This window comes from Actinocatenispora sera, assembly GCF_018324685.1.
Classification (GTDB): Bacteria; Actinomycetota; Actinomycetes; order Mycobacteriales; family Micromonosporaceae; genus Actinocatenispora; species Actinocatenispora sera.
Map to the genome: position 1 here is coordinate 5,225,521 of NZ_AP023354.1, position 26,522 is coordinate 5,252,042.

A 26,522-nucleotide genomic window follows, 5' to 3' on the forward strand; every position below is an offset into this window, starting at 1 on the left:
TCTTCATGTTGTTTTACCGTGCCGCGCTGCCGTTGTCATCTCAGACCCTGACCTTCGTGTCTGGACTCATCCGCCGCCATCGTCGGCAACTCGGCTCGCGGTGGCGGGCGCTGGATGCGGGGCAACAGGCGCTGCTGGTGCTGGTGTATCTGCGCAAAGGTGAACCGTTCACGCAGGTCGGGGCGGGTTTCGAGGTGTCCACAGCCACCTGCTGGCGCTACGTCAACGAGACGGTGGAGCTGCTGGCCGACCGGGCACCGAAGCTGCAGGCGGCGCTGAAGACCGCGAGGCGGGCCGGCATGGCCTACGTGATCATCGACGGAACCCTGGTCCCGATCGATCGGGTGGCCGCCGACCGGCCGTTCTACTCCGGCAAGCACCGGATGCACGGGATGAACCTGCAGGTGATCTCGGCACCCGACGGGGCCATCCTGTGGGTGTCGGGTGCGTTGCCCGGCAGCGTGCACGACACCGCCGCCGCCCGCATCTGGAACATTCTCGCCGCGCTACGCCAGGCCGGGCTGATCGCCCTGGGCGACAAGGGCTATCACGGGATCGGCGAGCCGGTGATCACTCCGTACAAGGGCAAGGGTAAACCCGAGTCTCAGAAAGCTGCCAACCGGGCGCACGCGAGGCTGCGTGGCCCCGGCGAACGCGCCAACGCCCAGCTCAAAACCTGGCGCATCCTGCGCAAGCTACGCTCCAGCCCCCACCGCGCCGGCCGACTCGCCAAAGCCATCCACGTCCTTCAAGACCACGAACTCGCAGCAGGATGAAAAAGGCTCACTGTCCGACGCCGTCACCAACGGCTATCTCGAATCCAACTGGGACACCGTCGGGGGATTCGTGGCGAAGCTGGTCGACACCCTTCACCTCACCACTCCTGCAAAGATCTTCTCGGCGCTACGGCTCGATTATCCTGGGTCGCAGTTCAGGCCGACGCAGGAAAGCATCACGGTGCTCCGCACACGGATCAACCCGGGAACAGCTGAAAGAAATCTATTCGCCCCGGGATCGCCACGCACGGTCCGAACTGCAGATCAAGTTGGCAGTCACAGACTCGCCTGGCGCGTGCACGAGGACGCTCCGCCGTTCTCGGGAAGTGCCTTCACCGCGGAACCCGTCGACGGTGTTCCCGAGTTCCTGATCGGCGATGGACCTGGATATGACGGTGCCATACGCCTTAGCGAGGGTGCCGAAATCTGGCGGATCGCAGCGAACGGCGACGAGCAACTCGTCGCCGTCTTCCATGGCGGGGTCTGGACGCAACTCACGAACAAGTAACTCGGTGGCTCCAGATATCGGACCACACGATCGTTACTCAGGCTGAGGCTCGTCCGCCTGAAAGATCCCTGGAAACATCCACGGCCGGACCGAAACCAGCACACCATCCGGGTTGCGGAAGATTATCGCCCGGTAACGATCGTCGCAGCGCGCTTCAACCGACCTAGGTGGCTCTCGGACCCCATTGCGAGGGACGAACTCCACCGCTGTTGCACCCACCTGCGGAGCACTGGCATCTGAGGCGCCTTCGGCGAGACGAAAGTTGGGGGCGACGGAGGGTACCTCGCCGACGAGAGTCGCCTCGGCTCCACCAACGCACCGCAATAGCAGTTCGACCGTGATCACTGACGCCGTGCCGTATGCGCGTGCCGCTGCGACGTCGTCGAAGCGGCGCGGCGGCTTGTACTTGTCCGGTGTACTCCACCACCAGACTCCCTGCACCACCGCACCCAGGCCGAACAGCTCATTGGTCATCAGGAGAGCGCGATCTCGTGGAGGTCGGGGAGGTCGGTGCGGGGAGCCCACGTCTGGTAGACGCCCTTGTCGACGCGGTCCATGCCGAGGGCTTCGGCGACCGGGGCCTGGCCCCCGGTGTACTCGATGCGGACCCGGTCACCCTCGTCATAGAGCGCCTTGATCGGCACGCCGCGCCAGGTGCCGACGGTGGAGATGTAGGCGCCGGCCAGGCCGTCCTCGTCGGTGACGTCCCGCTCGTACCGGCCGGGTGCCGTCTCGCGGAAGCCGTCGCCCGGCCGATCGGTGTAGATGAAGACCCGGTACCCGTCGGTGTTCGCCGGGTACGGCTCGTCGTGCCAGATCAGGTAGAGCCCTTCGCGGATCATCGTCACCTTCCCGCCAGCCGGTTCCAGCGTGCGTTGGACGAGCTGTACACGGCGACGAGGTCCTCCCGGCCGCGACGATCGATGCGGTACATCTCGGCACCGGAGGTGATCCGGGTGCTGTCCACCTTCCACTCCGGGATCGGCGTCGCCGGGTCGACGGCGAAGCCGTTGCCGGCGAAGGGTGGGTGCTCGACAACCCAGCCGCGATCGCCCCAAGCACCGAGCGCTGCCGCATCGGTGCCACCCCACGGAACGCGGAACACGCTGGTGACCACCGGGCGCCAGCGGATCACCCACACGTACTCGTCGTCGCGGCTGAACGGCGATCCCGCGTAGTCGAGGCCGAGCCCGGCGACGATGTCGGGCACGGTGCGCAGCGGTTCGACGTCGGCGAGCTTGTACACGTAGCCGGCGACCAGGTCGTACCCGTCGTCGAGGTAGCGGCCGAGCTGGTCGGGCGGTACCACCTTCTGCATGACGCTCGGCGCCCCGCCGCTCTCCGGCGGAGACGACGAGGCGCTTGCCCCGGCACCGTCCGATGACGAGGGCAAGCCACTGTCCTCGGCGGATGCCGAGCGGGAGGACGTGCCGCTCTCTCCGGCAGCCGGGTCGCCGGCGAGGCCGGGCCCAGCGGTCGCGGCCGCAGGTGGCGGGGAGCCGATCGACGGGCCGGCCGCCGAGGGCGCCGCAGCCACGAACGGTCCCGCAGCCACGGACGGGGACGCCGTCGCGGAAGGGGTCACACCGGACGCAGACGCCGTCGCGGAAGGGGCCACGCCGGACGCAGACTCCGTCGCGGAGGGCGTCCTGTCGGACGGGGACACGGATGGTGCCGCGATGCCGAGGGCCGAGCGCAGCTGGGCGAGGTCGAAGATCGCGCCGATCGGCAGGCCGACGTCGACGCCGAGCCGCCAGCGCTCGTCCGGCCAGTTCGCGACCAGGTCGGCGAGTGACTGCTTGCGGAACAGGGTGAACCTGCCGTTGGTACCGGCGGTCATTGCGGAACCGGAGGTGAACGACGCGACCGCCCGGGTGTCACCCGAAACGAAGGTGATCCAGCTGTTGTCGCGGACCACCTCGTCGTCCATCGGCAGCACCAGCTCGCCGCCGGTCAGGACGTCGAGGTAGCCAGCCAGATCGCGCGCCTCGACGGTGGCGGCGAGGGCGCGCTCGAACTCGGTACCGGGGGTCCAGTCGGTCATGTACGTCCCGTCAGGTGGTGAAGGTGTTGGCGTCCTCGGTCTGGTCGTAGTTGTCCGCCGCGGTGACCAGGTTCTCGCGCATCTGCCGGATGCCGTGCACGACCTGCTTGATGCTGTGCGCCGTGGACTTCGCCGGCTTGCCGTAGTTCTTGAGGAATGCCTGCCCGTACTTGTCGTCGCCCCACGCGCCGCCGTCGGCGTCGAGCGCCTCGTTCAGGGTGGACAGTGCATCGGCGAGGTCGCTCGCGACGTCGCCGAGACCCGGCGCGTACCGCCGGACGGCGCGTGTGTCGATCTCCATCCGGCTCATCGCCGAGGCTCCTGGTACGGGTCGGGGAACATCCGGGCGAGGTCGAGCCGGCCGTGCTCGTCGCGGACGGCGTCGAGCCGCTCGCGCACCTCGTCCGGGACGGACGGGGCGATCAGCTCGGCGCGCTGGGTGTCGATCTTGGCCGCGGCCGCGCGGCTGGCGGCGACGATCAGCGCGCCCAGCTCGGCGGCCGGCAGCCCGGTCGCGGCGGGTTCCAGGTCGACCGCGGTGAGCCGGCCCTGATGGTCGACGGTGACGCCGATCCGGCCCTCGGCGTCGCGGGCGGTCGCGGTCAGCTCGGCGGCCCGGCGCTGCGCGTCGAGCAGTCCGCTGCGGGCCTGCGCGAACTGTTCGGTCAGTTCCGCGATGTGCTCCCGCCACTCGGGTCGCACCGCCGCTCACCCCCTGTTTGCCACCGATCGCCACCCGCACGCAAGCCTACCGACGACTCGCCAGCGCCCGCCGCGGCCACGGTGACGAGCCGAGTCACCACCGGTGCTCGACGCGGGCGATCGGCGCAGGCACGGCACCGGATCGCTGGGCCGGTGCGGGCACGCTCAGGCCACGACGACCTCGACGCCGGCCGCGCGGAGCCGGTCCAACTCGCCGCGATCGGCCGAGGCGTCGGTGACGAGCGTGTGCACGCCGTCGATCGGCACCATCTGGGCCAGCGTCACCCGTCCGACCTTGGAGCCGTCGGCGACCACGATGACGCGCTGCGCGCTGGCGGCCATCGCCCGGTTCGTTCGCGCCTCGGTCTCGTCGTGCGTCGTCACGCCCGCCCCGGCAGCGATGCCGTCGGCACCGAGGATCGCGGTGCCGACGTTCACGGCGCCGAACGTGCGCTCGGCCAGGGCGCCGACCATCTCCAGCGACTGGGTGCGCAGCGAGCCGCCGGTCGTGACGATCCGCAGGTCCGGATGCGTGTGTACCAGGTCTGCGATGGTCAGCGAGTTGGTGACGATGGTCAGCAGCGGGTGGCGGGACAGCTCCATGGCGACGCGCGCCGTCGTCGTCCCGCCGGACAGCGCGACGGCGTGCCGGTCCCGCGGTACCCGCGCGGCGACGGCCCGGGCGATCGCGAGCTTGGCGACCGGGCACTGGGTGTCGCGCAGTTCGACCGGAAGTTCGCCCCCGGAATCGACGGCTCGAACGCCGCCGTGGGTGCGCCGGACGAGTCCGTGGTCGGCGAGTTCGGCGAGGTCTCGGCGCGCCGTCGCCGCCGACACGCCGAGCATCGCGACGAGTTCGGGCAACGTCATCGCGCCGCGGTCGGCGACCGCCTCCAGGATGCGTACGAACCGCCGGCCGCGCTTGCGCGACCCGAGATCGGCGAGGGGCATGCCGTCTGTCATGGACCACTCTCCCTTGCCCACGGTCACCAGATTCCGGCGGCCGTGTCCAGCGTGTTCGCCGGCGCGACGCGGGCCGCGCCGCCGCCGGACGTCGGCGGCGACCCGGCCCGGCGTCGATGGCGCCTACCGGCCGGCATTCCCGTGCAGCGCGGACATCAGCATCCCGGTGTCCCGGGTACCGAGCCGCACGAACATCGGGATCTGGGAGAGGTCCGCGCCGTACGAGCGCAGCGTGGTGGGGCCGTGCACGGTGCGGTGGTGCAGCACGTCGTACCACCGGCCGGCGGGGATGTCGATGTCGCGTGCGGTCGTGTCGGTGTCGACCGGCGCGGCCAGCAGCGAGCCGCCGAGCATCCACTCGTTGGCGAGGGTGTAGCTGGCCCGATCTGCCGGGAAGTCGAAGAAAACCGGCCGCATGATCGGATCACCGGTGTGCACCGCCGCGTGCACCTGCCGCAGGATGTAGGGCGTCAGCTGCTCGTGCAGCAGCATCGCGTCCCGGTACGCGTCGATGGTCTGCTGGTCGTAGCGCGGGTTGACCGGCGAGGTCGAGGCGTATTCCAGCGGCATGAGCGCGGCGGCCTGTGCCCACCGGATCAGTACCTGCTTGCTCGGCGGATCCTCCGGCGCGCCGGACGAGCCCCCGATCATGTCCGTCTCGACGAACGGGTACCCGATGGTGCTCAGCGACAGCACCTGGGACAGGGACGCCTGGAAGGAGTGCCAGTCGGTGCCCTTGTCGTTGTCGCGCATGGCAAAGCCGTACTTCTGGGTGCCGGTCCAGGCGGCGGTGAGCCCGAGACCCTCCATGTCGAAGTCGTCGGCGTACTCGTGTGCCAGCTCCAGGTAGTCCCGCGTGCTGTACCCGGCGTCGGGCGCGCAGGAGGGGTCGTAGAACCGGGTGTCGAACTTGAACCCCTGCACGTCGTAGGTGTCCATCAGGTGGTGCATGATGCCGCTGAACCAGGCGCGGGCCTGCGGGTTCGCCAGGTCGACGATCCCGGCGCCCTGCTCCCCGTTCCACCACGGCACCAGGCACACCTGGTCGGGGTCGGCCTTGGACCTGAAGAAGTAGCCGTGCTGCTTCGCGTAGTCGAAGTTCTTCGTGCCCTTGTTGATCCACATCGTCATCCACAGCCCGAGGTCGTAGCCGAGCTGGTGGACCTGCGCCGACATCGCCTTCGGGTCGGGGAACCGGACCGGGTCGAACGTGTAGTCGCCGTAGTTGCTGTTCCACCCGTCGTCGATCTGCACGGCGTGGCCGGGGATGCCGTTGGCCCGCAGCTTCCGCACGTAGTCGAGGAAGCTCGCCTGGGTGACGTCGGTGTTGAACTCGGCCCAGCTGTTCCAGGTCGGGGTGGCGAAGGCGGCGTCCGGGTCGTCGACGGTCTGCGGCGTGCCGGCGATGGCGACGTAGTCCTCGTACACCGCCCGCGGCGTCGACTCGACGAACACCGTACTGGCGAAGCGGTCGGTGCGGGTGACGGTGAAGCTGCCGAGCCCGCTGTGCTCGTGGTTGATCTGGACGTTCATGTCGTCGTTGGTGTCGACCCACAGCCCGCTCGCGCTGGAGGTGTACCAGAACGGGTTGTTGCGGTCGTGCGACGAGGGGCCCATCGCCGTGTTGTCGACGTCGCCGGCGTTGAGCGGCCACGGCTGGTCGTGGATCGGACCGCCCTGTGGCGTGCTGGTGAGCCCCTGCCCGTACCAGTAGCCGGCCGAGGACAGGTCGAAGTTCTGTGCGACGGTGTCGACCGGGCCGGCGCCGGTCCCGGTGACCGTCCACGCCATGTCGTACTGGCCGGCGTGGGGAGTGAGCCGCAGCGTGATCAGGTCGCCGGGGCTGGTCGTCGCCATGGTGAGGGTGAGCGTGCCGGCGGCCCACTCGGCGCCGGTGACCCGGCTCGCCGCGTACGTCGAGCCCCCGGCGGTGAACGTCAGCGGCGCGGTCGCCGGCGACGCGGACCGACCGGTCGTCGCGAGCACGGTACGGCCGCCGCGGCTGGTCGTGATCTGGACCGGATCCTTGCGGATCGTCACCGTGTAGGCCGGCGCTCCGGCGGCGGCCGGTTCGGTGAGCGTGACGACGGCGCCGCCGGTCGTGGTCCGGGCAGTGCCGGCGGCGGCGACCGTGGTGGGGACGAGTGCAGTGGCCAGCAACGCGGCACCGAGCCCGGCGATGGCGGCACGGGCGATGCGCGCGGATGCGTGGGACATGGATCACCACTTCCTGTGCGAACGGGAGAGCGGGGAATCGGGCGCAATGCGTCTCGGCACCCGACGTCGAGTAGCGTAAACAATTGTTGCGCGACTGGTCCATGCATTCTTGGGATCAGGCATCGGCACTGATCGAATGCGCAGAAATACTGATCGACCGACTCGACGAATCCCATGCCTGCACACTAATACGGGCACGCCGGGAGGTCCGGGCGACCATTGCTTGATCAGCCTACCGGCGGATTGGAGGAATCAGGACTGGTGGAGTTTGATCGCCTCGACAGAATGGTGGACGTGCTCGAGCATTCGCCGGTACGCGAGATCGGCGTCGGAGTCGGCCAGCGCATGCAGAATCGCCCGGTGCTCCACCCAGGAATCGGGCGCGCGGTCCACCACGATCTGGGTCAGATGCCAGGCGATCCGCCGCTGGAGCCGTTCGAGGAGTTCGAACGCGGCGTTGTTGCCGCCGATGCGGGTGATGGCCCCGTGGAACGTGCCGTTGAGATCGATCAGCCGCCGCGTGTCCCGGTCAGCGAGCGCCGCCTCCCCGTCCGCGCAGATCGCGTCCAGCCGCTTGACGCCCGCCTCGTCGATGGTGCGGGCCGCGAGGGCGCAGCTGTCCGCCTCCAGGATCGCGCGCACGTGGAAGACCTCGCGGATCTCTCGCATGGTCGGCGCGTGCACGGTCGCGCTTCGCCCCGGCGACAGGTCGACGAAACCGTCCGACGCCAGCGCCCGAAGCGCCTCCCGCACCGGTTGCCGGCTGACGCCGAGGCGGGCCGCGAGCGCTCCCTCGGCAAGCCGCTCACCGGGCGCGAGCACACCGAAGACGATCATCTCCTCCACCGCGTCTCGCACCTGCTCCTGCAGGCTGGAGCGCTGAATGGTAGGGATCGCAGGGGAAGCGGACGATCCGGCGTCGCCTCGGTCAACCGCCACGGCGCGTCCTCCTCAGTCAGCCAGCTGCGCAACGAGCTTCCCCAGATCGGTCCGCGTCTGCCCCGGCAGCCAGAGCGCCTCGAGTTGCACGCCCTCCGCCGCAAGCTCCCGCCAGATCGCGATCTCCTCGCCGGTGGCGTGCACCTCCTTGGTCAGCCGCCGACGCCCCGGACCGGTGTGCACGTTGCCGACGTTGACCTCGGTCATCGGCACACCCGCCCGCTTGAGGGTCTGGAGTTCACGGGGACCCTTGACCAGAACCATGGTAGGGATGCGCGAGGTCGACGCTGCGATCACCTTCGCCGCGTCGTCGATCGACAGCACATCGGCGACCACCCCGGTCGGTACGGCAAGCAACAACAGATCGCGTTGGGTCGGATTGGCGGCGGTGGCATCGTCGGCCACCAGAATCTGTTCGATGCCCAACGCCTGCGTCCAGCCGAAGACGACCTGACCGTGGATGAGACGGTCGTCGACCCGGATCACGGTGATGTCCATGTGACTAGCTCTCCTCACGCCGCACGACCCCGTGCAGAATCGTCGTTTCGATGTCGAGTGTCTCGGTGAGCACCAGCAGGTCGGCCCACTGGCCGGGGGCGATCCGGCCACGGTCGGTCAGCCCGAGCGAGTCGGCGGGGACGTGCGAACCGGCCGCGAGCGCCACCTCGACCGGCACCCCTTGATCGACCGCCAGCCGGACGCCGTCGAGCACGGTGCCGGTGCCGCCCGCCACGGCGCCGGCCAGCGTCGTCGCGGCTCCGCCCCTGATCACCACCGGGGTACCCTCCCACCGCCGGTGCGGGCCGTCCGCAAGCCCTGCCACGTCCGTACCGTCGGAGACGAACATGACCCGGCCGCGCAGGTCCGGTGCCCGCAGCAGGACGCCGACCAGCTCCGGCGCGACGTGTACCCCATCCGCGACCAGCTCCACCCGTACCCGCGGATCGGCGAGCAGCGCCGGCACCGGCCCCGGCTTGCGGTGGTGGACCGGGGGCATCCCGTTGAACAGGTGAGTGGCCCGCGTGACCCCCTCCGCCACCGCCTCGGCGGTGCGCGCGTAGCTCGCGTCGGTGTGCCCCGCCGCCACTCGTACCCCGGCGGCGACCAGCCGCTTGATCGCCTCGCTCGCCCCGTCCAGCTCCGGGGCGAGCGTACAGATGCGCAGGGCGGCACCGGCCGCCTCGAGCAGCGCATCCAGCCGCTCCGGTGTCGGCGCGACCAGATGCTCCAGCGGATGGACCCCGCGGCGCACCGGGCTCAGGAACGGGCCTTCGAGGTGGATGCCCAGCAGTTCCGCACCGGCCTTGACCGGGCCGACGAGCCCGGCGAGACCGGTGACCGCGCCGAGCAGCCGCCCGTACTCGACGGTGGCGGTTGCGGCGACGAACGACGTGGTGCCGTGCGCGAGCAGGGCGCGGCCGATCACGTCGACGGACCCTCGCGTCGCGCTCATGACGTGGTGGCCGAGCCGGCCGTGCACGTGCGTGTCGATCATCCCGGGTGCCACGATCCGCCCGGCAAGGTCGTACCGGATCCGGCCCGCCGTCGCCTCGGCGCCCTCGACGACCCGGGCGATCCGGCCGTCCTCGATCTCGATCGACGCGGGTTCGAGCCGGCCGTCGGAGCGCAGCACGCGCGCGCCGACCAGCACCACGCCATCCAGGTTCTGCACCGTCACCTCCCTTTCCCTACGCCTCAACCGAGCACGCCGAAGTAGCCCAGGACCAGGCCGACCACGAGCGTGCCGAGCAGCACCCAGACCGGGGAGACCCGGCGGCGCAGCAGGACGAACACGAGGAGGGTGACGGCCAGCGGCAGCATCGCCGGCAGTACCGCATCGAGCTGGTCCTGCAGCTTGATCTTCTGGTGACCGTTGGTGTAGGTCCACGGCGTCTGCACCTTGAGCAGCGTTGCCACCAGCCCACCCGCCACCGCCAACCCGACCATCGTCGCGCCGCGCCGGATCCGGTCGATCGTCTCCGGCGAGATCCGGTCGAAGAACCGCACCCCGGTGTGGTAGCCGGCGGACGTGGTCCAGAACCGGATGCCGAACTGGATGGCCAGCAGCCCGAAGAAGAAGATCAGGGCGCCGGCGACGTTGCCGGTGACGGCCATCGCCGCGCACACCGCGCCCAGGATCGGGCGCAGGGTGCCGAACACCAGCGAGTCGCCGATGCCGGCCAGCGGGGCCATCAGGCCGATCTTGACCGAACTGATCGTCTCGTCGTCGATGTTCTCCGCGCGGTTGGCGCGCTGCCTTTCCATCACGGCGGTCACGCCCGCGATCGGGCCGATCAGCCACGGGTGGGTGTTGAAGTAGACCAGGTGTCGCTGGTATGCGGCGGCCCGCTCCGCCTTGCCCGGGTACAGCTTGTCCAGCAGCGGGCGCATCATCCACCAGAAGCCGAGGTTCTGGTACCGCTCGTAGTTGAAGCCGGCCTGCACCAGCAGGCCACGGAAGGTGAGCCGGCGGATTTCCCGCCTGGTCTCGGCGGTGTCCGGCTCCGACGCCGGGGGGGCCTTGGTGTCGCTCATGGTTTCCTACCCTCCGCTCAGACGAGCCGTGTGGTGACCGGGGCCGGGGCACTGTCTGCGTCCTTCTCGGCCGGCGCGGCCGGCACGGCCGGTGCCGGTGGCGGTGCGGCGGCCGACGAGGAGAAACGGCGCATGATGACGGCGACCAGCGCCGTCGCGAGCATCGCGATGCCGATGACGCTGAAGTCGGTGTAGGCGGCGACCGCGAAGCCGACGAAGAACAGCGGGAAGAGCATCTTGTTGTAGAGCACCGAGAGCAGGATCGCGAAGCCCACCGCCGGCAGCAGCGCCGCCGCGGTGTTGAGTGCGGCCTGGACGTGCTCGTTCAGGCCGGACAGCAGCGACTGGATCGCGCTCCCACCGAACCGCAGCACCAGGAACGTCGGGATCGCGTACGCGAGGAAGTGCACCGCGTTTCCGGCCCAGACGACGGCCATGATCGATCTTCCGCGTGCCTCCGCAGCGGCCCGGTCGGCGCGGTGCACCAGGAACGAGCAGACCGTCTTCGCGAACAGTTCGAAGAACGTACCCACCACGGCGGCCGGGATGGCCGCCACCAGCGCCGCCTGCACTCCGTGCCCGCTGCCCACCGCGAGGGCGGTCCCGATCGCCGCGCCGATGGCGACGTTCGGCGGGACGGATCCGCCGATCGGCGACGCGCCGATGAAGACGAGTTCGAGCGAGCCGCCGACGATGATCCCGGTCTGCAGATCACCCAGGATCAGGCCGACGATCGGGCCCAGGACGATGGGACGTTCGAGGCCTGGATCGCCACCGATCCGGCGCGCGAGATAGGCCAGGGCGACCACGACTGCGATCAACGCGGCTTGGGCCAAGCTCATGCGGGCACACCTCCTTCACGAATCTGCGAACCCAGGTTCCGGATCCCGGCCTGGGCTGACACGACTACTCGGCGGGCGAGTTCGGCGGCCGGCGTGGTCTCGGCGCCGAACAGCGCATCGATCAGCATCGGCAGGTTGGCCCCGGTGACGACCTCGGCCCGGCCGGCCAGCGCCTCGCCGAGCGCGACGCGGGCCGGGGAACCGCCGGCGACATCCGCCAGCACCAGCACGCGCTCCGGGTCGGCGCCCGCGCCGCCCGCGGCGACGAGCGTGTCGAGGGCCGCGGACACCTGCGCGGTCAGTTCGTCGACGCCGGTACCGACGGGGAACGGTACGGCGACTGCTCGGCCGGCGGTACCGGTGAGCATCCTTGCGGTCTCTACGAGGGTCGTCGCGAAGTCGCCGTGCCCGACGACGAGGATCTGCGTCATGCGAAACGGTATACAGTATGCTGTCGACCACCACAAGCCCTGACCTTCGGTCCGGGCGGCGGATCCAACCCTGTTCGAGGAGGGAAATGCCCACCCAGCGCGCCGTAGTCCAGTCCCCCGACGGCCTGCACGCCCGGCCGGCCGCCGCGCTCGCGCAGCGCGTCGCCGCCGCCGGTTTCCCGGTATCTCTTGCCCGCGCCGGCGACGACGGCATGCCGGTCGACGCCGCCTCGATGCTCGCGATGATGGGGCTCGGGCTCAGCCGCGGCGACGTGGTCGTCCTCAGCAGCGACGCACCGGACAGCGCCGCACTGCTCGCCGAGCTCGGCGCCCTGATCGAGGCCACCGAATGAGCCCGACCCAGCACGACACCGCGGCGCCGCTGCGCGGCCTCGGGGTCGTGCCCGGTCTGGTGTCGGGGCAGGCGATCCGGATGAGCCCCGCGGTGTCCGAACCGCCCCGAACGCAGCTGCCGCCGGACACGTCGACCGACCCGGCAGCGGGCCGCATCGCCGAGGCCGCGGCCGAGGTGGGGCGCGAGCTGTCGGCGGCCGCCGACCGCACCAGCGGTACCAGCGCCGAGCTGTTGCGCACCACGGCGGTGATGGCGGCTGACCCCGCACTGGTCGCCGCCGCACAGGCGCTGGTCCGCAACGAGCGGCTGACCCCGGAGTCCGCCGTGTGGTCCGCCGGCACCGCGCTGGCCGACCAGCTCGCCGGGCTCGGCGGGGTACTCGCCGAACGCGCCCGCGACGTGCGCGACGTGCGGGACCGCATCGTCGCCGTCCTGCTCGGCCGGCCGGCGCCCGGGATCCCCGAACCCGATCACCCGTTCGTCCTCGTCGCGCACGACCTCGCCCCCGCCGACACCGCCCGGCTCGACGCCGGGCGGGTCCTCGCGCTGGTGCTCAGCGGCGGCGGCGCGACCTCGCACACCGCGATCCTCGCCCGGGCACTGGGCATCCCGACCGTGCTGGGCGTGGCCGGCGCCGACGACATTCCGACCGGCACCGCGCTGGTCGTCGACGCCGGCGCGGGCGCGGTGCACCTCGATCCGGGCCCCGAACTCGTGGCCCGGGCCGGGTCCGTGACGCGGCGGCGGCGTACGTTCTCGGGCCGGTGCACCACGCGCGACGGGCGGCCGGTCCCGTTGCTGGCCAACGTCGGCGCGCCGGGCGACGCCGCCGCCGCCGCGCAGGCGGGCGCCGAGGGCGTGGGCCTGTTCCGTACCGAGTTCTGCTTCCTCGACCGGACCGAGGCGCCCCGCCGCTCCGAACAGGTCGCGAGCTACCGCGAGGTGTTCGCCGCGTTCCCGGATCGCAAGGTCGTCGTGCGCACCCTGGATGCGGGCGCCGACAAGCCGCTGCCGTTCCTCGGCGTGCCGGACGAGCCGAACCCCGCGCTGGGCGTGCGCGGGCTGCGGGTCGCCACGTACGCGCCCGAGATCCTCGACGAGCAGCTCGCGGCGATCGCCGAGGCGGCCGCGGCGGAGCGGGCCGAGGTGTGGGTGATGGCGCCGATGGTGTCGACCGCCGCGGAGGCCGACACGTTCGTCGACCGCTGCGGCCGGTACGGGCTGACCTCGGCCGGGGTGATGATCGAGGTGCCGTCGGCGGCCATCCTCAGCCGGCACCTGCTGCGCACGGCCACGTTCGCGAGCATCGGCACCAACGACCTGACGCAGTACGCGATGGCGGCGGATCGGATGCTGCCGCAGCTCGCGTCGCTCGGCACCGCCTGGCAGCCCGCCGTACTGGCGCTCGTCGCGCAGACCTGCCAGGGCGCCGCGCCGCGGGGCCGCCCGGTCGGCGTGTGCGGGGAGGCGGCCGCTGATCCGGCGCTCGCGGCGGTGCTGGTCGGGCTCGGTGTCTCGTCGCTGTCGATGAGCGCGTCCGCGCTGGCCGACGTCGAGGCGGTACTCGCCCGCGTCGACCACGACGACTGTGTCCGGCTCGCCCAGCAGGCCCTGGACTCCGACGGCGCCGACCAGGCACGACAGGTCGTTCGGCGCAACCTGCCCGCGCTGTCCGAGCTCGGGCTCTAGGGCGTGTCTTCATGGCTCCGCCCGTGCGAGCCGGAGTCCGTTTGTTCGCTCGCAAGGCGGAGGTGCGGGTGCATACCGGTGTTGTATGCGCCCGTGCCGACAACGCGGCGAGCGGGCGAACGGGCCCGGCGCAGCCGGGTGGCCGGCTATGAAGACGCGCCCTAGCGTGGGCTCGTCGATACCCGCGGCGCCCGGTCGCGTTGCGGGCGGGCCACCGCCCGGCGTCCGGCGAGCCGCCGGTACCCGATCGCGGCCGCGGCGATCGCGACCGGCAACAGCACCAGCCACCCGGTGGCGAGAAGCACCACGGTGGTACCGGCCGCGCCGGCCGCGGCGCCCCGGCGCACCGCCGAGCGGCGCGGTAGCAGTACCACCGCGGCGGCGAGACCGGCGACGACCACCGCGGCGAGGCAGCTGCTGGTGGCCCGCAGCAACAGTTCCAGCGGCAGCCCGGCGACGGCGACGACCGCCAGCAGGGCCCCGGTCGGTACGGCGACCAGGGTCAGCGATCGCCGCGGTGTGCGAGCGAGCGCGCCCGGCAGCACGCGGCTCTCGGCGAGGGCGGTGCCGAGCCGCCCGGCGCTCGCAAGGTACGTGTTGATCGCGCCGAACGACAGCAGCACCGCGACCGCCGCGGTGACCGGTCCGGCAACGCTGCCCAGCCCCCGGGCCAGCAGATCGGCCAGCGGTACGGCGCTGCGGCCGCCGGCGGAGCCGAGCACCGCGACGGTGGCCGCCGCCACGCCCAGGTAGAGCGCGGAGACCACGATCAGCGTCACACCGGTGACCCGGGGCAGCGCCCGGCGCGGCTGCGCGAAGTCGGCGGACAGGTGGGTGCCCGCCTCCCACCCGGCGAAGCCGAAGTAGAGCGTGCTGGTGGCGGCGAGCACCGAGCCCGGGCCGTGCGGGGCGAACGGGACGAACCGCGCCGGGTGCGCCTGCGGTGCGGCGGCGACGATTCCGGCGACCAGCAACGCCACCAGCAGCCCGACCAGCGCCAGCTGGATGCGGCCGGTGGCGCGCAGCCCGGCGTGGTTCGCGGTCAACGCGGCGACAAGCAGCAGCGCGGCGACCGGTACCGTGCCGGCGCCGCCGGCCACGTAGCGGGCCCCGGCGAGCGCCCCGGCGACCACCCCGACGGGTACGGCGAGGTAGAACCACCAGCCGACCACGGCCCGAGCTGCGGACCCGATCGCGAGGCCCACGAAGCTCGCCACCCCGCCCCGTCCCGGGTGCCGCGCGCCGAGCGCCGCGAAGGCGGCCGCGACCGGTACCGACATCGCGCACAGCAACGCCCAGGACAGGACCGACGCCGGCCCGGCGGTACGGACGGCGAGCGCCGGCAGCGCCAGTACGCCGGGGCCGAGCACCGCGCCCACATACAGCGCTACGCCGGTACCGATACCGAGTCGTCGCTCGGGCATGGCCGCCTCCCAAATCCGAAAGTCGGACCGAACGCTAGCCAGATGCCCGGAACGAAAAGCCTCTCACCGAACTTCGTTCGGAAACGAGGGGATACTGAGCGACATGGACGAACTTGATTCGGCGCTGGTGCAGCTGGTGCAGCGCGATGCCCGGCAGACCAACCGCGAGCTGGCCCGCCAGCTCGGCATCGCACCGTCGACCTGCCTGGAGCGGGTTCGCTCGCTGGAGCGCCGCGGCGTGATCCGCGGCTACCACGCCGAGATCGACAACGCCGCGCTCAACCGGGGCGTGCAGGCGTTCGTCGCGGTACAGATCCGGCCGCTGAGCCGGACGGTCATCGACAGCTTCACCGAGTTCGTCGCCGGCCTGCCGCAGGTGGTGTCGGTTTTCGTCGTCGCGGGCGGGGACGACTTCCTCATCCACGTAACGGTGCAGGACCTCGATCACCTGCACGCGTTCCTGGTCGACCGGCTCAGCCGGCGCCGGGAGATCATCAGCTACCGCAGTTCGGTGATCTACCAGCAGACCCACAACACCGTGCTGGCCGCCCTCGACCGGCCGTGACGAGCCGAGCCGGAGCCGCCGCCGGAACCTTCGAACCCGCCACGGTTCAGCGGGGCAGGGCGAGCGGCTGGGTGGTGGCGTCGACCGGTGCCGGCAGGTCGCCGGGGACACCGAGGTAGCGGTGGATCGCCGCGGCGGCGGCCCGGCCCTCGGCGATCGCCCACACGATCAGCGCGGCGCCGCGGTGCGCGTCGCCGGCGGTGAACACGCCCTCGGCGTCGGTCTGCCAGTCGTCGCCGCAGTCCAGCGTGCCGCGCGGGGAGCGGGTCAGCCCGAGCCTGGACAGCAGCGGCGACGGTTCGGTGCCGGCGAAGCCGATCGCCAGCAGCACCAGGTCGGCGGGCAGTTCGCGCTCGCTGCCGGGTACCGGCGTGACGACCCGCCGGCCGTCCACCCGCGCCACGTCGACCTGGTGGATCCGGATGGCCCGGACCGTGCCGGTCCCGTCGTCGACGAACTCGTACGCGCCGGCGGCGAACTCGCGCGCGCCGCCCTCCTCGTGGGCCGGGTACATCCGCAGGATCGTCGGCCAGGTCGGCCACGGGTCGAGGGCACCGTCCCGGGCGGCCGGCGGCTGCGGGTACAGGTCGAGCTGGGTGACGCTCGCCGCGCCCTGCCGGTGTGCGACGCCCAGGCAGTCGGCCGCGGTGTCGCCGCCGCCGATGATCACCACGTGCTTGCCGGCCGCGGACAGTGTCGAGGTCCGCCCGCTGTGGACAGCGCGGTTGGCGGCGACCAGGTGCTCCATCGCCAGGTGCACGCCGCGCAGCTCGCGCCCGGGGGTGTCCACGTCGCGGCTGGCGAGCGCGCCGGTGGCGAGCAGCACCGCGTCGTACTCGGCGCGCAGGTCGGCGGCGCTCACGTCGACGCCCACCTCGCAGCCGGTCACGAACCGGACGCCTTCGGCCGTCAGCTGAGCCAGGCGCCGGTCGATGTGCTTCTTCTCCAGCTTGAAGTCGGGGATGCCGAAGCGCAGCAGGCCGCCGACGCGCTCGTCCCGCTCGTACACGACGACCTCGTGGCCGGCGCGGGCCAGCTGCTGCGCGGCGGCCAGCCCGGCCGGGCCGGAGCCGACGATCGCCACCCGCTTGCCGGACGGTTCCGGCGCCGGCTGCGGCGTCACCAGGCCCGTGTCGTACGCGCGGTCGATGATCTGGACCTCGATCTGCTTGATCGTGACCGGATCGTCGGCGATGCCGAGCACGCAGGCGGCCTCGCAGGGCGCGGGGCACAGCCTCCCGGTGAACTCGGGAAAGTTGTTCGTCGCGTGCAGCTGCTCGATCGCGGTGGCGTCGGCGCCGGTGCGGGTCGCCTCGTTCCACTCCGGGATCCGGTTGCCCAGCGGGCATCCGTTGTGGCAGAAGGGTACGCCGCAGTCCATGCACCGGGTCGCCTGGTCGCGAAGCGCGGCCGGGTCGTGGTTGGTGTACACCTCGTGCCAGTCGGCGATGCGCACCGGCACCGGCCGCTTGGCCGGCAGCGACCGGCCGTGCGCCAGGAATCCCCTCGGGTCAGGCATCGGACCTCCCTCCACCGGCGGCTGCTGGGACCGGCTTGCCGGCCACCGCCATCACCGCGGCGTCGACGTCGGCGCCGGACGCCTGCGCCTCCGCCATGATCCGGCGCACCCGCGCGAAGTCGCGGGGCAGCACCGTGGTGAACTGCTCGACCGCGCTGGGCCAGTCGGCGAGCAGCTCGGCGGCCCGGGCCGAGCCGGTCTGCGCGTGGTGCGCCTCGACCAGTTCGCGCAGCCGCTGCCGGTCCTCGGGCGCGAGCGGGCCGAGGTCGACCAGTTCCCGGTTGACCAGCCCGGCGTCCAGCCGGTACACGTACGCGGTGCCGCCGGACATGCCGGCGGCGAAGTTGCGCCCGGTGGGCCCGAGCACGGCGACGGTGCCGCCGGTCATGTACTCGCAGCCGTGGTCGCCGCAGCCGTCGACCACGGCGAGGGCACCGGAGTTGCGCACCGCGAACCGCTCCCCCACGATGCCGTCGGCGTACAGCTCGCCACCGGTCGCCCCGTACAGCACGGTGTTGCCGGCGATGATGTTGTCGGCGGCGGGGAACCTCGCGTGCTCGTCGGGCCGGATCACCAGCCGCCCGCCGGACAGCCCCTTGCCGACGTAGTCGTTCGCGTCGCCGTGCAACCGCAGGGTGATGCCCCGCGGCAGGAACGCGCCGAACGACTGGCCGGCGGTACCGGTGAAGGTGAAGCTGATGGAGTCGTCGGCGAGGCCCTGGCGGTGCCGGCGGGTCAGCTCGGAGCCGAGCATGGTGCCGACCGCGCGGTCGGTGTTGCGGATCGGCAGCGACGCGGTGACCGGCTCGCCGGTGTCCAGAGTGGACCGGGCCAGCTCGATCAGCTTGACGTCGAGCACCGACTCCAGGCCGTGCTCCTGGTCCCGGACGGCGCGGCGGGCGCCGGTGTCGGGGCCCGGCACGGTCAGGATCGGCGACAGGTCCAGCCCGGCCGCCTTCCAGTGCTCGACCGCCGGCGCGACATCCAGCAGCTCGACCTGCCCGATCGCCTCGTCGAGGGTGCGGAACCCCAACTGCGCCAGGTACTCGCGGACCTGTTCGGCGAGGAACCGGAAGAACGTCTCGACGAACTCCGGCTTGCCGGTGTAGCGGGCCCGCAGCGCCGGGTTCTGGGTGGCGATGCCGACCGGGCAGGTGTCGAGGTGGCAGACCCGCATCATCACGCAGCCCTGCACGATCAGCGGCGCGGTCGCGAAGCCGAACTCCTCGGCGCCCAGCAGCGCCGCGATCACCACGTCCCGGCCGGTCTTGAGCTGCCCGTCGACCTGCACCCGCACCCGGTCGCGCAAACCGTTGGCCAGCAGCGTCTGCTGCGCCTCGGCCAACCCCAGCTCCCAGGGCGCGCCGGCGTGCTTGAGCGAGTTGAGCGGCGAGGCGCCCGTCCCGCCGTCGTGGCCGGAGATCAGCACCACGTCGGCGTGCGCCTTCGCGACGCCGGCGGCGACGGTACCGACGCCGACCTCGCTGACCAGCTTGACGTGGACGCGGGCGGCCGGGTTGGCGTTCTTCAGATCGAAGATCAGCTGGGCCAGGTCCTCGATGGAGTAGATGTCGTGGTGCGGCGGCGGCGAGATCAGCCCGACGCCGGGCGTGGAGTGCCGGGTGCGGGCGACCCACGGGTACACCTTGTTGCCGGGCAGCTGGCCGCCCTCGCCGGGCTTCGCGCCCTGCGCCATCTTGATCTGGATGTCGTCGGCGTTGACCAGATACTCGCTGGTGACGCCGAACCGGCCGGACGCCACCTGCTTGACCGCGCTGCGCCGGGCCGGGTCGTACAGCCGGTCGACGTCCTCGCCGCCCTCGCCGGTGTTGGACCGGCCGCCGAGCCGGTTCATCGCGATGGCAAGGTCGGTGTGCGATTCGGCGGAGATCGAGCCGTAGCTCATCGCGCCGGTCGCGAACCGCTTGACGATCGCCTCGACGGGCTCCACTTCGGACAGTGGCACCGGGGTGCGGTCCTCGGTGCGCAGCCGGAACAGCCCGCGCAGCGAGCCCGACTCCGCGCTCAGTGCGTCCACAGTGGACGTGTACCGGCCGAAGATGTCGTACTGCCGCGACCGGGTCGAGTGCTGCAGCAGGAACACCGTCTCCGGGTTGAACAGGTGCACCTCGCCCTCGCGCCGCCACTGGTACTCGCCGCCCACGTCCAGCACCCGGTGCGTCGCCTCGGCCGGGTTCTTCGGGTACGCGCGGGCGTGCCTGTCGGCGACCTCGGCGGCGATCTGGGCCAGCCCGATGCCGCCGATCCGCGAGGTGGTACCGGTGAAGTAGCGGGCGACCAGCTCGTCGGACAGCCCGATCGCCTCGAACACCTGCGCACCGGTGTAGGAGGCGACCGTGGAGATGCCCATCTTCGACATGATCTTCAGGACACCCTTGCCGAGCGCCTTGGCGTACCGGCCGACCGCCTCGCGCGGCGCCAGGCCGGTGATGGTGCCGGCGGCGATCAGGTCCTCGACCGTCTCGAACGCCAGGTACGGGTTGACCGCGGCGGCGCCGTAGCCCAGCAGCAGCGCCACGTGGTGCACCTCCCGGCAGTCACCGGACTCCACGATCAGCGACACCTGGGTACGGGTCTGCTCGCGCACCAGGTGCTGGTGCACCGCGGCGGTCAGCAGCAGCGACGGGATCGGCGCGAGATCGGCGGTGGTGTCCCGGTCGGACAGCACCAGGATGCGCACCCCGTCCTCGATCGCCTCGGACACGTGCCGGCAGATCTGGGTGATCCGGGCCTTGATGCCCTCGCCGCCGTCGGCGACCCGGTACAGGCCGGAGACCCGGACCGCCTTGAAGCCCGGCATGTCGCCGTCCTCGTCGACCGACAGGATCTTCGCCAGCTCGTCGTTGTCGAGGACCGGGTGCGGCAGCACGATCTGCCGGCAGCTCGCGGGCGAGGCCTCCAGCAGGTTGTGCTCCGGGCCGATCGTGGTGGCGACGCTGGTGACCAGCTCCTCCCGGATCGCGTCCAGCGGCGGGTTCGTCACCTGCGCGAACAGCTGGGTGAAGTAGTCGTACAGCAGGCGGGAGCGCTTCGACAGCACGGCGATCGGGGTGTCGGTACCCATCGACCCGAGCGGCTCGGCGCCGGCCGTGGCCATCGGCCCGAGCAGGATCTTCAGCTCCTCGGCGGTGTAGCCGAACGTCTGCTGCCGGCGGGCCACGCTGTCGTGGGTGTAGACGATGTGCTCGCGGGCCGGCAGGTCGGCGAGCTGGATCAGCCCGGCGGCCAGCCACTCGTCGTAGGGGGCGGCGGCGGCCAGCTCGTCCTTGATCTCGTCGTCGTCGACGATCCGCCCGGCCTGCGTGTCGACCAGGAACATCCGGCCGGGCTTCAGCCGGCCCTTTGCCACCACGCTCGCCGGGTCCAGGTCCACCACGCCGGCCTCGGAGGCGAACACGACCGTACCGTCGTCGATGCGCCACCAGCGGGCCGGCCGCAGCCCGTTGCGGTCCAGTACCGCGCCGATCCGGGTGCCGTCGGTGAACGCCACGCACGCCGGGCCGTCCCACGGCTCCATCAGGCAGGCGTGGAACTGGTAGAACGCCCGGTGCGCCGGGTCCATCCGCGGGTCGTTCTCCCACGCCTCCGGAATCATCATCAGCACCGAGTGCGGCAGGCTGCGGCCGGTCAGCGCGAGCAGCTCCAGCACCTCGTCGAAACTCGCCGAGTCGGAGGCGCCCGGGGTGCACACCGGGAACAGCCGCCTGATCCTCCCGGGCAGCAGCGGTGCGGACAGCAGCGCCTCGCGCGCCGCCATCCAGTTCCGGTTGCCGCGGATGGTGTTGATCTCGCCGTTGTGGGCTACCAGCCGGAACGGCTGCGCCAGCGGCCAGGACGGGAAGGTGTTGGTGGAGAACCGGCTGTGCACCAGCGCGATCGCCGAGGTCATCCGCTCGTCGGACAGATCGGGGTAGAACGCGCCCAGCTGGCGCGGGGTCAGCATGCCCTTGTAGACCAGGGTGCGCGCGGACAGCGACGGGAAGTACGCGGCGATACCCCGCTCCCGGGTCTCCCGCTCGGTCTGGCGCCGCACGCAGTACGCGACCCGCTCCAGCGCCAGCCCGGACAGCGGGGCGGCGTCGGCGAGGTCGTGCGCGGCGAGGAAGACCTGCCGGATGCGCGGCATCGCGGCCCGCGCCGTCGCGCCCAGCCCGGCCGGGTCGGTCGGCACGTCCCGCCAGCCGAGCACCTCGGCGCCCTCGGCCAGCGCGTACTTGGCGAGGATTCGCTCGGCCTGCGCCGCGTGCGCCGCCTCGGCCGGCAGGAACACCAGGCCGGTGGCGTAGCGCGGGCTGCCGTCCGGGGCCGGCGCCGGCAGGTCCACCGGCGCCACCGCGCGGCAGAACTCGTCCGGTACGCCGATCAGCAGGCCGGCGCCGTCACCGGTGTTCGGTTCCGCCCCGGCCGCGCCCCGATGCTCCATCCGGATCAGCGCGGACAGCCCGCGCTCGATCGTGCGGTGCGAACGCCGGCCGTGCGCGTCGACGACGAACGCGACACCGCAGGCGTCGTGCTCGTACGCCGGGTCGTACAGCCCGGCGGAGGAGCGGTCCGGACCCGGGCCGATCGCGGGGACACCGGTGGCGGGCAGCGTCATCGGGCCTCCATGCTGGTAAGGACGCCGGCGCGATCTGCCGCCCGGCGGAAATGTGCATAAGGGGCGGGACGCCATCGGCCCGATGCTGACATTGGAGTGTACGAGACCACCGGCGTTGCGCCCGGGTCACCTCGTCGTGAACGACCTCACCACTCCGTCGTTTCCGACGGTATCAACCCGGCCGGTCGGACGAACGGTCGGCGGGCATATTTCACACGCGTTCGGCGTGCTCGCCCGTCAACTGGCCAGGCCCGGGATCTCCCCCGTAGTGTCGGCTCCCGTGACCGATTCCGACGCCCTGTTCGGCGCGCTCGAGACGTTCTGTGACGCGGTACCGCGGGACCGCTGCCGGGTCGAGCGTATCGCCGGTTTCGACCTGTTCGTCCGGGAAGGTGTCCCGGGGCACCCGTTCTACGCGCGACCGGCGCTCGGCGCGCCCGCCGGTACCGCCGCGGACATCGCCGCGGTGCGGGCCCGGCAGCGCGAGCTGGGCCTGCCGGAGGCGTTCGAGTGGGTGGACGAGACCACTCCGGGGCTGATCGAGCCGGCCCGCGCCGCCGGCCTCGCCGTGCAGCTGGCGCCGCTGATGGTGCTGACCACCGACGCTCCCCCGCCGGTACGGATACCGGTCGGCGCGACGCTGCGGCTGCTGGACCCCGACGACGAGACCTTCGCCGCCGACCTGGCCGCGAGCGCCGCGGTGGCCGACCTGGCGTTCGCCGACGGCGGAACCGCGGTCGGCGCCGCCGGGCCGGCCGAGCGCGACGAGACGACCGGCACCCTCGACGCCGACCGGGTCGCCGCCGAGGCCGAGCTGATCCGTACCGGCCGGCACGTCCGGGCGCTGGCGGAGAGCCCGCAGGGGTTGGAGGGCGCCGAGGCGCTGCGGGGCGTGGTCGCCGCCGGCAGCGCGGGCCGGGTCGGCCCGGTCGCCGAGGTCGTCGGCGTCGGCACGCTGCCGGTCGCCCGCCGTCGCGGGCTGGGTCTCGCGGTCACCGCGACCGTGGTGCGCGCGGTGCTCGCCGCCGGCGTGCGGGTGGTGTTCCTGTCCGCCGACAACGAGGACGTCGCCGCGCTGTACGCCCGGCTCGGCTTCACCCGGATCGGCACCTCCTGCATCGCCGAACCGGCCTGAGACCGCGCGCCGGGGCGGGCGTCGCCCGGCCCGGCCCGCGATCGGGTCGACACCGCGCCGGCCGCGCGCCTGCCAGCGCACCGTCGCGTATCGCGCAACGCCCTTCCCGCCGCCGGTCGGCCCGACCAGGCTGTGGCCGCACCAGGCTGGGCCGCCACGCCTCGTGGCGGCCGGGAAGGAGAAACCCAGATGCGACCACGGGTGAGAGCCCTGTTGACGGTGCCGCTGCTGGTGGCGGCGTTGGTGGCGGGCGGAACGGCACCGGCCGCCGCGCAGCCGCCGGCGGCCACCGGGTACGTGCCGACCACCGGCGCCGTGTTCAACGACCCGCTGGGTACCGCGGCACAGCAGAACGCCATCAAGGACCGCATCATCGCCACCATCGACGCCACCGCGCCCGGCGCGACGATCCGCTCGTCGATGTACGCGCTGACCGACCAGGACTACACCGACGCGCTGGTCGCCGCGCACGACCGGGGCGTGACGGTCCGCGTGGTGCTGGACGCGAAGTACACCAGCTCGGCGCCCAGCCAGAACCTGATCGCCGCGCTCGGCGACTACCCGTCCCCCGGCTCCTGGGTACGGGTCTGCATGACCGGCGGCGCCTGCATCGCGCACGACGGCGTCAACCCGATCAACCACAACAAGTTCTTCACGTTCTCCTCGGTGGGGCGGGTGCCGTACGTGGTGATCCAGGCGTCCGCCAACCAGACCGCGCTCAACGTGGAGAAGTACTTCAACAACGCCTACACGATCGTGCACAACAAGCCGCTGTACGACGCCTACAACCGCTACTTCGCGGATCTGGCCGCGATGGTGCAGGACAACAACTACTTCACCACCGGGCGGGCCGGCACGGAACGCTACTGGTTCCTGCCGCAGGAGACCGGTGACGTCGTGGTCGACATCCTGGATCGGGTGCGCTGCACCGGAAACCAGCACCGCGGTACGCCCGGCGACCACCGGTCGATCATCCGTGTGTCGGCGTTCGCGCTGCACCGGGCCGAGGTGGCAGACGCGCTGACCGGCCTCGCCGACGCCGGCTGCCGGGTCGACATCGTCTACACCGACAGCAACCAGGTGGCCAACCTGACCGGGCACGCCAACCTGACGTTGCGCCGGCTCAAGAACGCCGACGGCTACCTGGTGCACTCCAAGTACTTCCTGATCGAGGGCAACTACGACGGGCGGCCCGACCGGACGCTGACCTTCGCCGGGTCGGCGAACCTCGACTTCTCCTCGCTGCGGGAGAACGACGAGACGATCCTGGAGATCGACGGCGCGTCCGCGCACGACGCGTACCGGGGCAACTTCGACCGGCTCTGGCAGGTGTCGACCCCGACCGCCTGAGGCTCCACGCGGGCTGCCCGGTCGGTGCACCAGGCCGGGCAGCCCGGTCAGCGCACCCGGCCGGGCGGTTCGGTCAGTTCACCTGGTCGGGCAGCTCGGTGAGGATGCGTTCGAACAGCTTCTCGTCCAGCGCGAACGGCGAGTCGGGCACCGGCCAGTGCACCACGATCTCGTCGACGCCGAGCTGCGCGGCCGCGCCGGCCAGCTCGACCGCCTGGTCGAACGAACCGAGCGGCTCGCCGGGCAGAAAGCCGGTCAGCAGCACCCGGTGCAGCGTCGCCGGGTCGCGGCCGACCGCGGCGCAGGCGTCGGCCAGCCGGCGCAGCTGATCGCCGACCGCAACCATCGCCGCGGCCAGGTCGGCGGCCGGCCGCCCGGCCGGACCGGTGGTGATCCACCCGTCGCCGAGCTCGGCCGCGAGTCGAAGCCCCCGCGGACCGGTGCCGGCGAGGTAGCAGGGCAGCCGCGGCCGCTGCACACAGCCCGGGATCATCTTCGCCGCGTGCGCCGAGTAGTACCGCCCGGTCGAGGTGGTGTCCGGATTGCGCAGCAGGGTGTCGAGCAGCCGAACGAACTCCGCGTACCGGTCGGCGCGCTCGCCCGCCGACCAGGCCGGCCCGCCCAACACGGTCGCGTCGAACCCGGTCGCCGAGCCGGCACCGATGCCGGCGGTGATCCGGCCGGCGGACAGCTCGTCCAGCGTCATCAGATCCTTGGCCAGCGGGACCGGATCGCGGAAGTTCGGCGAGGTGACCATCGTGCCCAGCCGCAGCCGGTCGGTCACCAGCGCCGCGGCGGACAGCATCGGGACCGTCCCGTACCAGGGGCCGCCGGCGAACGAGCGCCAGGACAGGTGGTCGTAGCTGTAGCCGGCGTGCGCGCCGAGCCGCTCGGCACGCTGCCAGATCTCGCGTGCTTCGGGCCAGCGGTAGATGGGCAGGATCACGGTGCTCACCAACATGCCCGTACGGTACGCGGCGGCACCGACAACCCGAGCCATCGCCGGTACCTTCCGTGTCCACTGTGGAACGGTGCGTTGTCGGCGCGCTGGAGGTCGGACCGTACCCTGCACCGAGGGGCCCATGACGTCAAGGAGAAGTTGCATGCGCATCAGGTACGTTGCCGTGTCCGCCGCCGCCGTCGCGGTGCTGGGGCTCGCCGCGGGCTGCAACCCGGGTGGCTCGTCCGCCGCCGGCGACCGCGAGCACGCCGCCGCATCCCGTTCACCCAGCGCCACCGGCGCGACCGGCACCGGCACGGACCTGAAGATCGCGGTGCAGCAGGCGTACGGCAAGACCACCGACGCGAAGACCGCGAAGATCTCCGCCACCACCAAGATCACCGGCGGCTCGGCCGCCGGCACCACGACCATGTCCGGAGTGGTGCGGTTCGACCCGCCGGCCGAGCAGGTCACTGTGCAGACCGGCGGCCGGCAGATCGAGGCGATCATGGTCGACGGGTACGAGTACCTCAAGACCGGCTCGTCCTGGCGCAAGATCGACATCTCGTCGCTGACCGACGGCGCGCCGATGGACCCGACCCAGGCGTTGACCTACCTGCAGGGCGCGTCGTCCTCGGTGACCAAGCTCGGCACCAGGACCATCCGCGGCACCAAGGTCACCGGCTACAAGGCCACCGTCGATCTGAAGAAGGCGGCGGCGAAGCAGGGCGCCAAGGCGCAGGAGGCGCTGACGAAGCTGTCCGAGCACGGCGTCGACAGCATCCCGGTCGAGGTCTGGCTCGACCCCGCCGGCCGGGTGGTGCGCGAGCACAGCACCCTCACCATGACCGGCGTCGGCGACGGGTCGATGACGGTGGACAGCACCACCGACCTGTCCGACTACGGCACGCCGGTACACATCAGCGCGCCGGCGGGCGTCTGACCGCTGCGGCAAGCCCGGGGCCACCCG

Annotated in this window: 25 protein-coding genes; 8 read left to right on the plus strand and 17 right to left on the minus strand. The window is 71.9% G+C overall.

What is annotated here, in order from left to right:
• Window positions 1-5 precede the first annotated feature (5 nt).
• Together Asera_RS24675 and Asera_RS24680 are read left to right on the plus strand one after the other, a co-directional pair.
• On the plus strand, window positions 6-776 hold the full coding sequence (locus Asera_RS24675; RefSeq protein ID WP_030450047.1) for an IS5/IS1182 family transposase: 771 nt from the start codon (window positions 6-8) through the stop codon (window positions 774-776).
• A gap of 70 nt (window positions 777-846) precedes the next feature.
• On the plus strand, window positions 847-1,284 hold the full coding sequence (locus tag Asera_RS24680; protein WP_212804725.1) for a hypothetical protein: 438 nt from the start codon (window positions 847-849) through the stop codon (window positions 1,282-1,284).
• A 33-nt stretch (window positions 1,285-1,317) separates the two neighbouring features.
• On the opposite strand, the gene Asera_RS24685 is transcribed toward Asera_RS24680, so the two are convergent.
• The 13 genes from Asera_RS24685 to Asera_RS24745 all read right to left on the minus strand — a co-directional run bounded on the left by Asera_RS24685 (window position 1,318) and on the right by Asera_RS24745 (window position 11,957).
• Window positions 1,318-1,758, minus strand: a complete 441-nt coding sequence (locus tag Asera_RS24685) for a hypothetical protein (RefSeq protein WP_157034808.1) — start codon at window positions 1,756-1,758, stop codon at window positions 1,318-1,320.
• Entirely contained in the window at window positions 1,758-2,126 is a 369-nt protein-coding gene (locus Asera_RS24690; RefSeq protein WP_030446246.1) for a hypothetical protein, read from the minus strand. The genes Asera_RS24685 and Asera_RS24690 overlap by 1 nt, the downstream gene beginning before the upstream one ends.
• A 2-nt stretch (window positions 2,127-2,128) precedes the next feature.
• Complete coding sequence (locus Asera_RS24695) at window positions 2,129-3,328, minus strand: hypothetical protein (RefSeq protein ID WP_030446247.1); 1,200 nt, start codon at window positions 3,326-3,328, stop codon at window positions 2,129-2,131.
• A gap of 10 nt (window positions 3,329-3,338) precedes the next feature.
• Complete coding sequence (locus Asera_RS24700) at window positions 3,339-3,629, minus strand: type VII secretion target (protein WP_030446248.1); 291 nt, start codon at window positions 3,627-3,629, stop codon at window positions 3,339-3,341.
• 5 nt (window positions 3,630-3,634) lie between these two features.
• Window positions 3,635-4,030 carry a YbaB/EbfC family nucleoid-associated protein gene (locus Asera_RS24705; protein WP_030446249.1) on the minus strand — a complete coding sequence of 132 codons (396 nt, stop codon included), beginning with the start codon at window positions 4,028-4,030 and terminating at the stop codon, window positions 3,635-3,637.
• Window positions 4,031-4,195: 165 nt separating this feature from the next.
• Complete coding sequence (locus Asera_RS24710) at window positions 4,196-4,993, minus strand: DeoR/GlpR family DNA-binding transcription regulator (RefSeq protein WP_211255579.1); 798 nt, start codon at window positions 4,991-4,993, stop codon at window positions 4,196-4,198.
• Window positions 4,994-5,116: 123 nt separating this feature from the next.
• Window positions 5,117-7,210 carry a TIM-barrel domain-containing protein gene (locus Asera_RS24715; protein ID WP_051802231.1) on the minus strand — a complete coding sequence of 698 codons (2,094 nt, stop codon included), beginning with the start codon at window positions 7,208-7,210 and terminating at the stop codon, window positions 5,117-5,119.
• A gap of 252 nt (window positions 7,211-7,462) precedes the next feature.
• The gene (locus Asera_RS24720; RefSeq protein ID WP_211255580.1) at window positions 7,463-8,149 is read right to left on the minus strand and encodes a GntR family transcriptional regulator; all 687 of its coding nucleotides are present in this window, start codon (window positions 8,147-8,149) and stop codon (window positions 7,463-7,465) included.
• A 12-nt stretch (window positions 8,150-8,161) separates the two neighbouring features.
• A complete protein-coding gene (locus Asera_RS24725; protein WP_030446253.1) occupies window positions 8,162-8,647 on the minus strand; it encodes a PTS sugar transporter subunit IIB in 486 nt (161 codons plus the stop codon).
• Between the two features lie 4 nt (window positions 8,648-8,651).
• Entirely contained in the window at window positions 8,652-9,821 is a 1,170-nt protein-coding gene (nagA, locus tag Asera_RS24730; RefSeq protein WP_169745836.1) for an N-acetylglucosamine-6-phosphate deacetylase, read from the minus strand.
• Between the two features lie 23 nt (window positions 9,822-9,844).
• Entirely contained in the window at window positions 9,845-10,684 is an 840-nt protein-coding gene (locus Asera_RS24735; RefSeq protein ID WP_051802233.1) for a PTS system mannose/fructose/sorbose family transporter subunit IID, read from the minus strand.
• 17 nt (window positions 10,685-10,701) lie between these two features.
• Window positions 10,702-11,526 (minus strand): PTS sugar transporter subunit IIC, encoded by an 825-nt coding sequence (locus Asera_RS24740; protein WP_084131522.1) that lies wholly within the window; start codon window positions 11,524-11,526, stop codon window positions 10,702-10,704.
• Window positions 11,523-11,957, minus strand: a complete 435-nt coding sequence (locus Asera_RS24745) for a PTS sugar transporter subunit IIA (RefSeq protein WP_030446257.1) — start codon at window positions 11,955-11,957, stop codon at window positions 11,523-11,525. Before Asera_RS24745 ends, Asera_RS24740 begins: the two co-directional genes overlap by 4 nt.
• A gap of 86 nt (window positions 11,958-12,043) precedes the next feature.
• Here Asera_RS24745 and Asera_RS24750 point away from each other — a divergent pair, with 86 nt between their 5' ends.
• Window positions 12,044-12,310: an HPr family phosphocarrier protein gene (locus tag Asera_RS24750; protein WP_030446258.1), complete on the plus strand. Its 267-nt coding sequence runs from the start codon at window positions 12,044-12,046 to the stop codon at window positions 12,308-12,310.
• Complete coding sequence (gene ptsP, locus Asera_RS24755; protein ID WP_030446259.1) at window positions 12,307-14,001, plus strand: phosphoenolpyruvate--protein phosphotransferase; 1,695 nt, start codon at window positions 12,307-12,309, stop codon at window positions 13,999-14,001. The genes Asera_RS24750 and ptsP overlap by 4 nt, the downstream gene beginning before the upstream one ends.
• Before the next feature lie 161 nt (window positions 14,002-14,162).
• Here ptsP and Asera_RS24760 read toward each other — a convergent pair whose 3' ends face one another.
• Window positions 14,163-15,425 carry an APC family permease gene (locus Asera_RS24760; protein WP_212804726.1) on the minus strand — a complete coding sequence of 421 codons (1,263 nt, stop codon included), beginning with the start codon at window positions 15,423-15,425 and terminating at the stop codon, window positions 14,163-14,165.
• Window positions 15,426-15,528: 103 nt separating this feature from the next.
• On the opposite strand from Asera_RS24760, the gene Asera_RS24765 reads away from it, so the two are divergent.
• The gene (locus Asera_RS24765; RefSeq protein WP_030446261.1) at window positions 15,529-15,990 is read left to right on the plus strand and encodes an Lrp/AsnC family transcriptional regulator; all 462 of its coding nucleotides are present in this window, start codon (window positions 15,529-15,531) and stop codon (window positions 15,988-15,990) included.
• Between the two features lie 46 nt (window positions 15,991-16,036).
• On the opposite strand, the gene Asera_RS24770 is transcribed toward Asera_RS24765, so the two are convergent.
• Both Asera_RS24770 and gltB read right to left on the minus strand, forming a co-directional pair.
• Entirely contained in the window at window positions 16,037-17,509 is a 1,473-nt protein-coding gene (locus Asera_RS24770) for a glutamate synthase subunit beta (protein WP_030446262.1), read from the minus strand.
• A complete protein-coding gene (gene gltB, locus Asera_RS24775) occupies window positions 17,502-22,127 on the minus strand; it encodes a glutamate synthase large subunit (protein ID WP_051802235.1) in 4,626 nt (1,541 codons plus the stop codon). The genes Asera_RS24770 and gltB overlap by 8 nt, the downstream gene beginning before the upstream one ends.
• A 280-nt stretch (window positions 22,128-22,407) precedes the next feature.
• Here gltB and Asera_RS24780 point away from each other — a divergent pair, with 280 nt between their 5' ends.
• Window positions 22,408-23,262: a GNAT family N-acetyltransferase gene (locus Asera_RS24780; RefSeq protein ID WP_035296664.1), complete on the plus strand. Its 855-nt coding sequence runs from the start codon at window positions 22,408-22,410 to the stop codon at window positions 23,260-23,262.
• 189 nt (window positions 23,263-23,451) lie between these two features.
• Window positions 23,452-24,612 (plus strand): phospholipase D-like domain-containing protein, encoded by a 1,161-nt coding sequence (locus Asera_RS24785; protein ID WP_084131528.1) that lies wholly within the window; start codon window positions 23,452-23,454, stop codon window positions 24,610-24,612.
• Between the two features lie 73 nt (window positions 24,613-24,685).
• Here the strand turns inward: Asera_RS24785 and Asera_RS24790 are convergent, their stop codons facing one another.
• Window positions 24,686-25,573: an LLM class flavin-dependent oxidoreductase gene (locus Asera_RS24790; protein ID WP_030446266.1), complete on the minus strand. Its 888-nt coding sequence runs from the start codon at window positions 25,571-25,573 to the stop codon at window positions 24,686-24,688.
• Window positions 25,574-25,715: 142 nt separating this feature from the next.
• On the opposite strand from Asera_RS24790, the gene Asera_RS24795 reads away from it, so the two are divergent.
• Window positions 25,716-26,495 carry an SCO4651 family lipoprotein gene (locus tag Asera_RS24795; RefSeq protein ID WP_030446267.1) on the plus strand — a complete coding sequence of 260 codons (780 nt, stop codon included), beginning with the start codon at window positions 25,716-25,718 and terminating at the stop codon, window positions 26,493-26,495.
• The last annotated feature ends 27 nt before the right edge of the window (window positions 26,496-26,522 follow it).